An 11201-nucleotide genomic window follows, 5' to 3' on the forward strand; every position below is an offset into this window, starting at 1 on the left:
CTCTTGGTTTCACTATGCTATATCCAACAGAAGGACATATACATAGTTTACCAATAAAGACATTTGAATACATGGCAGCTGATATTCCGGTATTGATGACAGATATGCCTTATTGGCATGAGATTTTTGGAGATTATGGTAATTATGCAAATGTGTACGATCCAAAAGAAATAGGACAAAAAGCCAAAGTATTATTGAATAAAGAAGATAATAGTCAGATCCAGAAAGCTAAAGAAATGGTATTCAATAAATTTGATTGGGAGAAAGAAGCAGCTAAACTAGATCGCTTTTATCAAAAGGTATTAAAATCGTAAAAGATGAAGATCCTTATTCTTACTCAATATTATCCTCCCGAGACAGGTGCTCCTCAAAATAGACTCCACGAGTTAGCTGTAAGATTGAAAAATGAGGGGAACCATATTGAGGTTCTGACCGCCATGCCCAATTATCCCAAAATGGAAATATTCAAAGAGTACATTGGGCTCAAGAGTAAGAGAGAAGAAATAGATGGCATTTCTGTACATCGATCATCTATATATGTCAGTAAAGATGGTGGAATAATTAAAAGACTATTGAACTACTTTTCTTTTGTGTGGTCAGGTTGGAAGTACGGAACCAGAAATTTCAAAAAGAATCAATTCGACTTTTTACTGGTAGAATCACCACCTCTATTTCTCGGCTTTACAGCAGTCTTTCTGTCGAGAAAGCTCAAGACAAAGATGATTTTCAATGTTTCTGATCTATGGCCTGAAAGTGCAGAAAAATTAGATCTTGTAAAAAATAAATTCTTCCTTAATCTCGCCTATAAATTAGAGGCATGGTGTTATAAAAATGCAGCATTGATCACAGGACAAACCCAGGGCATCGTCAAAGATATCGACAAAAGATTTCCAACCTTAAAAACGTTTTGGTTGCCTAATGGTGTGGATTTATCGTACTACAACCCTGATCAGGTTCAATCAAACTGGAGGGTGGAAAACGATTATTCAGATTCAGATATACTTTTGTTTTACGGTGGCATAATTGGTCATGCACAGGGGTTAGAGGTGATTCTTAAAGCTGCTAAAGAGGTTCAAAATCATCCTGAGCTCAAATTCATTTTAATGGGAGACGGACCGGTAAAAAATGAACTTCTTGAACTCTCAAAAGACATGAATCTCAACAACGTTCGCTTTTTTGATCCTGTTCCAAAATCAATAATGCCTAAAGTTGTAAAAGCCGTTGACGCAACGATTGTACCTTTGAGAAATCTTCCTCTGTTTGAGGGAGCTATACCATCTAAGATCTTTGAAAATGCAGCAATGAAAAATCCGGTAATTCTAGGGGTAAAGGGTGAGGCTAAAGACTTGTTTGCTGATGAAGGTCAGTGCGCTCTTCCATTTGAACCAGAAAATCACCAGGAGTTGGCTTCACTGCTTGTTAAAATAGCCAATGGTCAGATCCAGTTGAAAGAATTAGGAGAAAATGGGCGGAACTATGTCGATCAAAAATTCAATCGCAATAAAATAGCAGCTTCATTTAACAATGAATTAAAAAAGCTTGTTTCAATATGAAAATTATAACAGTAGTAGGAGCTCGTCCACAATTTGTTAAAGCAGCAGTTGTAAGCAGAGAGTTAAAGAAATATGACGATGTCGAAGAAATATTAGTTCATACCGGTCAGCATTTTGATCAAAATATGTCTGATGTTTTCTTTGATGAAATGGAGATTCCAAAACCAAAATACAATCTAGAGATTAATGGGGTAGGGCACGGAGCTATGACCGGCAGAATGCTCGAAAAACTCGAAGAAGTATTCCTGGCTGAAAAACCAGATTTAGTTTTGGTGTATGGCGATACAAACTCCACTCTTGCTGGAGCACTCGCTGCACAAAAGCTTCACATAAAAGTTGGGCACGTTGAAGCAGGTTTGAGAAGTTTCAATATGGAAATGCCTGAAGAAATCAACCGTATTTTAACTGATAGAATATCATCAATACTTTTTTGCCCCACTGATTCAGCAATAAAGAACCTCAAGAATGAAGGCTATGATAATTTTGACTGTGAAATTGTGCGTTCAGGAGACGTTATGAATGATGCAGCACTTTATTATGCTGAAAAGTCTGCTCAACTTTCTTCAGTGGTAGAATCAGTTCCCGATGAATTTATCCTTTGTACACTTCATCGGGCAGAAAATACTGATGACCCTGAAAGACTTAAGGATTTTGTAGATAACCTCAATGAAGTTCATGAATCAGTAAAATCAGTTGTTATCCCTCTACACCCTCGTACAAAAGCTAAACTGAAAGAATATAGCTTAAATCTCAATGTGAAAATAATCGATCCGGTAGGCTATTTCGACATGATTGAGCTTTTGAAAAATTGCTCAATGGTTCTGACCGATAGTGGAGGATTACAAAAAGAAGCCTTTTTCTTTCAAAAAACCTGTTTAACTTTAAGAGACCAAACTGAATGGGTTGAATTAGTTGAAGCTGGAGTAAACCAGCTCGTTAAGCCTCAGGATGACTTAAAACAAAAAGTATCAGAAATGCTCAATAAATCTGTTAGTTTTGATACAGATCTTTATGGCAATGGTGCAGCAGCTATGCAAATAGCAAAAGCTATTTTATCTATTTAGACCTGATGATATAATAAATGAGTAATATTGGCTAACATTGATTCAGTTGAGTAAACCCTATGCAATAAAAAACATCAATATCAAGAAAGTCAACTTGTACCTGGCTCATCTTGTTGTATTTCTGTTGCCGTTTGAACAACGGTTGATACCCTGGGCACTCGTTTTATTTGCTGCAACAAATGTTTTAGTTCACCCATTTCACGAACGAGTTCATTATTACAAGAAGCGTAAATTTTACATATGGCTTTTCTCAGCGTTTTATCTCGCTCATGCTATTGGCGTATTGTATAGCGATGACTTGAGTAACGGCTTTTTTGATTTGGAAATAAAACTCAGTTTACTCCTTGTGCCATGGGTGGTTTTAACCAGCAATGTCATTAATAAGTTTACACTTCCTGAGTTGCTACGCACATTTTTGTATGCAACTGTTTTAGCAGCAGCAGTAAGCTTTATTTATGCAGGCATCTCCTATTTTAAATCTGGAGAGGTAGAATCTTTTTATTACGTCTACCTGAGCTATTATCGACATGCCGGATACTTTTCTATTTATGTGAATTTTGCCATTGCTATCCTCATCATTTTTATTTTCCACAATCGGGAGAAGGTTCAAATACACAACTACCTGATGTTGGCTTTCCTCATTATAACTGTCTATCAGCTATCAGCAAGAATGGGGATAATTGTACTGGGGTTTTTGATGGCTTACGCATTTAGCTATTTGATTTTTCCCAAAATACGTTATAAAAATCCATTGATAGCTTTGTCTTTAGTGCTTCTTTTTACTCTTGGTTTTATAGTGGTCAGCATAAAGTATGTCGATCGATTTAAAGGTGTAACTGAAAATGTAATGAACGAAGAGAGCAGCTCTGGCTCCAGACCATTATTGTGGAAATACAGTTGGGAACTTTTTCAGGAAAAGCCGTTCTTTGGTTACGGAACAGGCGATGTAAGCCAGGCGATGAATGACAAATGGGAAAAAGAGAATTTTGATTACGCTGAAGAAAGACATTTAAACGCTCACAACCAATTTGTTCAATCAGGTGTGGCGCTGGGATTACTCGGACTTTTACCACTTATAGGAATGTTAGTCATACCGCTTTTCAAAGTGAATATCCACTCCAACTTTTTATTTCCGCTTTTTGTCTTCATTATCACCATGAGTTGTTTGACAGAAGCTATTTTTGAACGGCAGGATGGTGTCGTTTTTTACGCCATTTTTAACGCTTTTTTATACTTCACTTACAGTGATTAAAGCCTAATATTTAGAATTAGTTATTTTTGTAGTGTTTAAGATAAAAGGAGAATAAATGATACCATTTTCACCCCCCAGGGTCGATGATAGAATTGTAGAGGAAGTAGTTGACGCATTGAAATCAGGATGGATTACCACTGGGCCAAAAACCAAACTATTTGAAAAGAAACTTGCCGAGTTTACAACAGCAAATAAAATAGTTTGCCTCAATAGCGGTACTGCCGGAATGGAGTTGATGTTGAGTTGGTTTGGCGTTGGTGAAGGAGATGAGGTGATTATTCCTGCATATACTTACACAGCTACAGCAAACGCTGTTGTTCACAAAGGAGCAACACCGGTTATGTGCGATGTTGGCGATGATTTCAATATTGACGTAAGCAAAATAGAATCATTAATCACCGAGCGCACTAAAGTCATTATACCCGTTGATGTAGGCGGAATGCCATGTGATTATGATGAACTTTATTCACTGGTCAGATCCAAAAAAATACGCTCACTTTTTACACCCAATAACGAGAGACAGGAACTTCTCGGGCGAGTTTTAATCTTAGCTGATGCAGCTCACAGTATAGGAGCTACTTACAAAGGACAAAACTCAGGAGTTTTAGCCGATGCATCAGCCTTTTCATTTCACGCAGTAAAGAACCTCACTACAGCAGAGGGGGGAGCACTCGCAGTCAATATGCCAGATAGATTCGATCACGAAAGAATCTACAAAGAACTAAATGTAAAAGCACTTCACGGACAAACGAAAGATGCTTTTGCTAAAGTGAAAAAAGGAGGTTGGCGATACGATGTCATTGAGCCGGGATACAAATACAACATGACCGATATCCTCGCTTCAATCGGTTTGGTTGAGCTCGAAAGATACGAGGAAGATACACTTGCTAAAAGGCGATACATCTTTGATCAATACAGCGAAAAACTCGGAAAAAACAGCTGGGCAATAACACCAACTTACGAAACCGATGATAAAGTCTCGAATTATCACCTTTACATGTTGCGTATCAGTGACATCACAGAACATGAACGCAACTTGATTATCTACGAAATCTACGAGCAGGATGTGGCCGTAAACGTTCACTACCAGCCACTACCCATGCTTACCTATTACAAAAAAATGGGTTACAACGTAGATCATTACCCAAAAGCTTTTGAAAATTACACGCACGAGATCTCATTACCGGTTTATTACGACCTCAGTGATGAAGATATTGATACAGTGATCAATGCTGTTGAAACAGCGTACGAAAAAGTAATGGAGAAGTCGCGTGCTCAAAAGGCTGTTTGATCTCGTAAGTGCAGGGCTCGTCCTCGTTTTGCTGTTTCCGGTTCTGACCGTAATAGCTTTTGCAATCGTTTTAGACTCAAAAGGCGGAATTTTTTACCGCCAAACGAGAGTGGGGAAAAACGGCAAAACATTTAGGCTTTACAAGTTCAGAACCATGCGGCCCAATAGCGATAAATTGCAAATAACAGTGGGGCATCGCGATCCTCGCGTGACGAAAATCGGCTATTTACTGCGCAAGTATAAACTCGATGAATTTCCTCAACTAATCAACATCCTCAAAGGAGAAATGAGCGTTGTGGGGCCTAGACCAGAGGTGCCAAAATACGTTGAACTCTACACACCTGAGCAACGTGAGGTTTTATCGGTCAGACCCGGCTTAACCGATTACGCATCGCTCAAATTTGTGGATGAAAGCGAACTTTTGGCCGCAAGCGAAAACCCCGAGCAAACTTACAGGGAAGAAATAATGCCGGCTAAACTTAAACTGGGGCGTGAATACGTTCAAAAACAGAGCTTCTTCACAGATTTGAAAATTATCTTCCAAACACTCTTTCGCATTATCCGATAAGTGTATTCTGCAAAATCTTCAACTCTTCTACCTTTTCGGGGTATCCCAGCTTGTTGTAACTATTGATGAGGTTGTTTAAAACGCGATTCACAATGGATATTGAATCACACGGATTAAAAAACTGTGATTGATCAGGTAAGTTGATTTGCTGCACAAAATCCTTCAATTCATCAATTCCAAAAACACTCCCTTTACTAAACGGGTTGATGTAAAACAAGACATTTTCTTCAGTTGGATGATCACTTTGGAAAACAGGATCTACATAAGCGACAACAAAATGCCTTGGCAAATTAACTCCATAAATCGGTAAGCCCAGTCGCTGACCAATCAGTGTGTAAATAACCGATAGGGAAATTGGATTTCCTTTACAGGTGTCAAGAACATTATTGAGAAAAGAATTTTGCGGAGCGTGATAATTGGAAGTATTTCCCTGAAAGTTGTGCACGTTGAATAAAACATGGTTGATAATACGCACATTTTCAAATGCCGTAAGCCTGCTGTTGAGCTCAATCCAAATTTCCTTCTTAATCGACTCAATGCCGCGGTCTAGCGCTTCATAAGTGAGATCAGGATACTGGTACTTCGCGATGAGATACATGCCCCTCAACAAATCATGGTCATCACTGTCGCGCCATTCTCTTATCTCTTTTTTGACGCTGTTGAACTGAATGTCGTGGATGAGATCCTCTACACGAGATTGAAATAACAACCCCAGTGACGATTCCTCTTCCCAGCGGTTTTCCAGTTCCGGAATTACGCTGGGGCCAAGATCAATCAACTCTTTCCTGATTTGAAAGTATATATTCTCGTCAGGATCTTCAAGTAATTTGATGAGTGCTTCTATGTCGGCATGTTTATTCAATGATAACAGCAATTAAACTTTGCCCAAAGTTATTTTGAATAACAAGCTCTATTTTCACATGTTCCCGTTACTTTTTCACACTTAGTGTGTTAACTTGTTCAAAACATCAGTAATCATGCGGTCTACAAGCGGGTGATAATCTTCTGCAAATTCTTTTGTTGCCCTGTTTGCAATGATTGTGCAAACCGTACATACTTTATGACCAAGAGCCTTGCTAAGTCCGTAAAGAGCTGAGGTTTCCATCTCAAAATTGGTGATTTTCTCACCTTTAAAATCAAAACTTCTCAAATGGTCATGAAAGCCGGGATCCCAAATCCCCAACCGAACGTTTCTTCCCTGTGGTGCATAAAAACCCGGAGCTGTAATCGTGTAGCCTTTCAAATTTCCCACAGCAAGTTTTTCGGTCAGATCCCTGGATCCGAATCTCGCATATGGCCTGGCCAGCTTGTCGCTCCATTTCATATGCTTGATGAAAGCATCTTCCAGCTCCAGTTCACGTGGAGAAGAAGAGCACTTGTAAAAATTCAACAAACCATCTAATCCTAAAACAGCATCGGTAACGAGTAAAGAGCCAATGGGAATACCTTCCTGCAGAGCTCCGCTAGTTCCCAGTCTGATTATGCGCAAAGAGCGGTGCTCACTCTTTGGAACACGTTTAGTCAAATCAATATTTACCGCTGCATCTAACTCGTTGAGTACAATATCGATGTTATCAATCCCAATTCCCGTTGACAAAACGGTGAATCGCTTGTTGCGATATGTTCCCGTTACGGTCTTGAACTCACGGTTCTGAACGTTAAATTCAATTTCATCAAAGTATTTTGCAATTTCATCAACTCTACCCTGATCGCCAACAACCAAAACGTCATCAGCAATATTTTCAGGTTTGAGCGCGAGATGGTAAACACTTCCGTTTGGATTGAGAATGAGCTCTGATTCACCAATCCTATTTGTTGAACTTTCTTCGTTAAATTGCATTCTATTGGTATAATTTAGCGGTTCAAACTTAAGCAATTCATTAACCGGAAACAGAATTTATCTTTGCTACATGTTTGCAGAAATCATAACAATAGGTGACGAGATATTGATAGGGCAGGTAATAGACTCAAACTCAGCCTGGATAGCGAAGCAACTCAATGCTTTGGGGATTAGAGTACGCCAAATTACCAGCATTTCAGATGACAAAGAGCACATTTTTAACGCGATGAATGATGCGCGCAAGAATGCTGATTTAATCATAATGACTGGCGGGTTGGGACCAACTCGTGACGATATTACCAAAAGAACCTTTGCCGATTACTTCAATGATGAGCTCATCATGAATGATAATATTTTAAAAGGAGTGGAGGACTATTTTGCCTCCAAAGGCAAGGAAATGCTTGATGTCAACAAATACCAGGCTCTGGTTCCGAGTAAATGTAAACCGGTTCAAAACAAGAACGGCACAGCTCCGGCAACCTGGATGGAAGACAACGGACAGGTATTTATATCACTTCCCGGAGTTCCTTATGAAATGAAGGCCATGATGAATGATCCGCTTCTCAAGTGGATTAAGCAGTATTTTAATACGCCATTCGTTTATCACAGAACCGTTCTCACTCAGGGAATGGGCGAGAGCAGAATAATGGGGCTTATCAGTAAGTGGGAAGACAGTCTTGAAGAACACAACATTAAGTTGGCATATTTGCCATCACCCGGGATGGTGAGGCTGAGGCTAAGTGCTACAGGTGACAATCAGAGCCGAATAACGACTGCCGTTGATAAAAAAGTCAAAGAACTCGAAAACCTGATAGGTAATATCATTTTTGGATATGGAGAAGATACGCTACAAGGTGTTGTAGGTGACTTGCTCCGTGAAAAAGGCAAAACGTTATCAACAGCTGAGAGTTGCACCGGTGGATACATAGCTCACTTGATTACGAGCATTTCAGGAAGTAGCGATTATTTTCAGGGATCTGTCGTTTCTTACAGCAATGAAGTGAAACAAAATACACTGGGCGTTTCACCCAGCGATTTAGAAAAACATGGAGCAGTTAGCGAAGAAGTTGTGAGGCAAATGGCTGAGGGAGCTAAAGAATCCATGAATACAGATTTTGCTATTGCGACAAGCGGAGTGGCAGGCCCAACGGGAGGTTCTGACCAAAAACCAGTTGGCACGGTGTGGATTTCAGTAGCCACACCAAATAGAACAATAGCCAAGAAATTTACCTTTGGAAATAACCGCGAACGCAACATCAGACAGTCGGCACTGGCCGGATTGAATATGTTGAGAAAAGAAATTTTAGCTGATACTTGAAATAACAAGTTTAATTCCCGTATATTTGCAGCCCTGTTTTGGAAAAAGCGAAAAAGAAGTCATGTCAAACATTTGTGAAATAACTGGAAAGCGAGTAATAGTAGGAAACAACGTTTCTCACTCAAATAAGAGAACTCGCAGGGTTTTTAAACCCAACTTACAGGTAAAAAAGTTTTACCACGCTGAAGAAGACCGTTGGGTTACGCTGAAAGTATCAGCAGCGGGAATTCGCAATATCAACAAAAAAGGCCTTCACGCATGCCTGAAAGAGGCTGCGGATAAAGGTTACTACAAAGGATAAAGAGGTATTGAGTTATGGCTAAGAAAAAAGGAAATCGCGTACAGGTTATACTTGAGTGCACTGAGCATAAAAACTCAGGCATGCCGGGCACATCGCGTTACATCACTACGAAGAATCGTAAAAACACGCCCGATCGTATGGAGTTGAAAAAATACAACCCCATCATGAAAAAATACACCGTACATAAAGAAATTAAATAAAACTCCTGAGTTATGGCTAAGAAGACAGTAGCAACACTGGGTAAAGGTGGAGCAAAAGATATTACTAAAGTGATCAAAACTGTGCGCTCTGACAAAACCGGAGCTTACGTTTTTGAAGAAAAAATACTACCAAACAGCGAGGTTAAGAACTTCCTTAACAAGTAAGTTGTTTGTTATAGAATTTGTAAAAGCTCTTCGCAAATCGCGGAGAGCTTTTTTATTTTAATTTTGTGGCCTTAACTAATACAACCTTGATATGGGTTTATTTAATCTATTTTCTAAAGACAAGAAAAAATCACTTGATAAGGGCCTCAAGAAAACGAAAGAGGGCTTTTTCTCAAAACTTACTCGCTCAATTGCGGGGAAGACTAAAGTTGATGATGAAGTACTCGATGATCTCGAAGAAATTCTTGTAACATCTGATGTTGGTGTTGATACAACGCTCAAAATCATCGATCGTATTGAGGAACGCGTTTCCAAAGACAAATACTTTGGTACTGAAGAGCTCAATAAAATTCTGAGAGAAGAAATCTCCTCACTGTTAGAAGAAAACAACTCCGGCTCTGAAACTGAGTTTGTCATTCCACAACAAGATGCCCCTTATGTGATCATGGTTGTTGGGGTAAACGGTGTTGGAAAAACCACTACGATTGGTAAACTCGCTTACCAGTTCAAAAAAGCAGGAAAGAAAGTAGTTCTGGGAGCTGCCGATACATTTAGAGCTGCTGCAATCGATCAATTAAAGATTTGGTCAGAACGCGTTGATGTGCCCATCGTCACGCAAAAAATGGGATCTGACCCTGCATCAGTTGCGTTTGATACGCTTCAATCTGCACAGGCTCAGGATGCTGATGTTGTAATTATCGATACAGCAGGCAGACTACACAACAAGGTGAACCTGATGAATGAATTGGGTAAGGTTAAAAAAGTAATGAAGAAAGTCATTCCGGATGCTCCACACGAAGTAATGCTCGTTTTAGATGCCTCTACCGGTCAAAATGCGATTGAGCAGGCTAAGCAATTTACGCGTGTGACGGAGGTAACGGGAATGGCTCTGACCAAATTAGATGGAACAGCAAAAGGCGGTGTCGTTATCGGAATTTCGGATCTTTTTAAGATTCCGGTACGTTACATCGGTGTAGGAGAACGAATGGAGGATTTACAGGTATTCAACAAGTACGAATTTGTCGATTCTCTATTTGGTGAAGAACAGGAGGCTTAATGAAGACAAAAACACTTAAGAAAAACAAAGTTAACGTAGTTACACTCGGTTGCTCGAAAAACATCTATGACTCTGAGGTCATGATGGGGCAGCTCAAGGCCAATAACTTTGATGTTGAACACGAGTCCATGAAAGAGGACTCTGAAATTGTGATCATCAATACCTGCGGATTTATCGAAAATGCCAAGCAGGAATCGATCGACTCTATCTTAGCGTGGTCGGGAGCAAAGGATCGCGGTGAAGTTTCTAAAGTGTACGTTACAGGCTGTCTTTCTCAACGCTACAAGCCTCAGCTTGAAAAAGAAATTCCCAATGTTGATGCATGGTTTGGAACTGCAGAGTTACCACGCCTGCTCAAAACACTCAAAGCTGATTATAAACACGAGTTGGTGGGAGAGCGTCTTTTGACAACGCCATCTCACTATGCTTACTTTAAAATTGCCGAGGGTTGCGACAGGCCCTGTGCATTTTGTGCTATTCCGCTCATGCGCGGCAAACACAAATCCACTCCAATACCAGAATTAGTCGATCATGCAAAACGTCTTGCAGCAAACGGGACAAAAGAGCTCATGCTCATCGCACAGGATTTGAC

13 protein-coding genes and 1 pseudogene are annotated in these 11201 nt (G+C 39.8%); 12 read left to right on the forward strand and 2 right to left on the reverse strand.

Translation table 11 applies throughout. From position 1 onward, the window contains the following. The 6 genes from RI557_RS10625 to RI557_RS10650 form a co-directional block, all read left to right on the forward strand. Nucleotides 1-314: glycosyltransferase (locus tag RI557_RS10625; protein ID WP_310683696.1), on the forward strand; the 314-nt coding region annotated here is incomplete at its 5' end. A gap of 3 nt (nt 315-317) precedes the next feature. Then, nucleotides 318-1553, forward strand: coding sequence for a glycosyltransferase family 4 protein (locus tag RI557_RS10630; protein WP_310683697.1), 1236 nt, complete (start codon nt 318-320; stop codon nt 1551-1553). After that, on the forward strand, nt 1550-2617 hold the full coding sequence (gene wecB, locus RI557_RS10635) for a non-hydrolyzing UDP-N-acetylglucosamine 2-epimerase (RefSeq protein ID WP_310683699.1): 1068 nt from the start codon (nt 1550-1552) through the stop codon (nt 2615-2617). Before RI557_RS10630 ends, wecB begins: the two co-directional genes overlap by 4 nt. A gap of 46 nt (nt 2618-2663) precedes the next feature. Continuing rightward, entirely contained in the window at nt 2664-3869 is a 1206-nt protein-coding gene (locus RI557_RS10640) for an O-antigen ligase family protein (protein WP_310683701.1), read from the forward strand. A 55-nt stretch (nt 3870-3924) separates the two neighbouring features. Next, nucleotides 3925-5160, forward strand: a complete 1236-nt coding sequence (locus RI557_RS10645) for a DegT/DnrJ/EryC1/StrS aminotransferase family protein (RefSeq protein WP_310668090.1) — start codon at nt 3925-3927, stop codon at nt 5158-5160. Beyond that, on the forward strand, nt 5141-5728 hold the full coding sequence (locus RI557_RS10650; RefSeq protein ID WP_310668089.1) for a sugar transferase: 588 nt from the start codon (nt 5141-5143) through the stop codon (nt 5726-5728). The genes RI557_RS10645 and RI557_RS10650 overlap by 20 nt, the downstream gene beginning before the upstream one ends. Here the strand turns inward: RI557_RS10650 and RI557_RS10655 are convergent. Continuing rightward, nucleotides 5718-6590 carry a transglutaminase-like domain-containing protein gene (locus RI557_RS10655; RefSeq protein ID WP_310683703.1) on the reverse strand — a complete coding sequence of 291 codons (873 nt, stop codon included), beginning with the start codon at nt 6588-6590 and terminating at the stop codon, nt 5718-5720. The genes RI557_RS10650 and RI557_RS10655 overlap by 11 nt on opposite strands. A gap of 81 nt (nt 6591-6671) precedes the next feature. Next, entirely contained in the window at nt 6672-7568 is an 897-nt protein-coding gene (locus RI557_RS10660) for a nucleoside phosphorylase (RefSeq protein ID WP_310668087.1), read from the reverse strand. A gap of 70 nt (nt 7569-7638) precedes the next feature. On the opposite strand from RI557_RS10660, the gene RI557_RS10665 reads away from it, so the two are divergent. From RI557_RS10665 to RI557_RS10690, 6 genes and pseudogenes are all read left to right on the forward strand, one after another. After that, nucleotides 7639-8886, forward strand: coding sequence for a competence/damage-inducible protein A (locus RI557_RS10665; protein WP_310683705.1), 1248 nt, complete (start codon nt 7639-7641; stop codon nt 8884-8886). Between the two features lie 61 nt (nt 8887-8947). After that, on the forward strand, nt 8948-9187 hold the full coding sequence (gene rpmB / locus RI557_RS10670; protein WP_310668085.1) for a 50S ribosomal protein L28: 240 nt from the start codon (nt 8948-8950) through the stop codon (nt 9185-9187). A 14-nt stretch (nt 9188-9201) separates the two neighbouring features. Continuing rightward, a complete protein-coding gene (rpmG, locus tag RI557_RS10675) occupies nt 9202-9387 on the forward strand; it encodes a 50S ribosomal protein L33 (RefSeq protein WP_151166525.1) in 186 nt (61 codons plus the stop codon). 12 nt (nt 9388-9399) lie between these two features. Continuing rightward, on the forward strand, nt 9400-9552 hold the full coding sequence (locus RI557_RS10680) for a DUF4295 domain-containing protein (protein ID WP_310668084.1): 153 nt from the start codon (nt 9400-9402) through the stop codon (nt 9550-9552). Between the two features lie 91 nt (nt 9553-9643). Beyond that, entirely contained in the window at nt 9644-10609 is a 966-nt protein-coding gene (gene ftsY / locus RI557_RS10685) for a signal recognition particle-docking protein FtsY (protein WP_310668083.1), read from the forward strand. Beyond that, nucleotides 10609-11201, forward strand: a pseudogene (locus RI557_RS10690) (30S ribosomal protein S12 methylthiotransferase RimO); the annotation flags it as partial. The gene ftsY and the pseudogene RI557_RS10690, both read left to right, overlap by 1 nt.

It is taken from the genome of Salibacter sp. (genome assembly GCF_031581065.1).
Taxonomy (GTDB): domain Bacteria; phylum Bacteroidota; class Bacteroidia; order Flavobacteriales_G; family Salibacteraceae; genus Salibacter.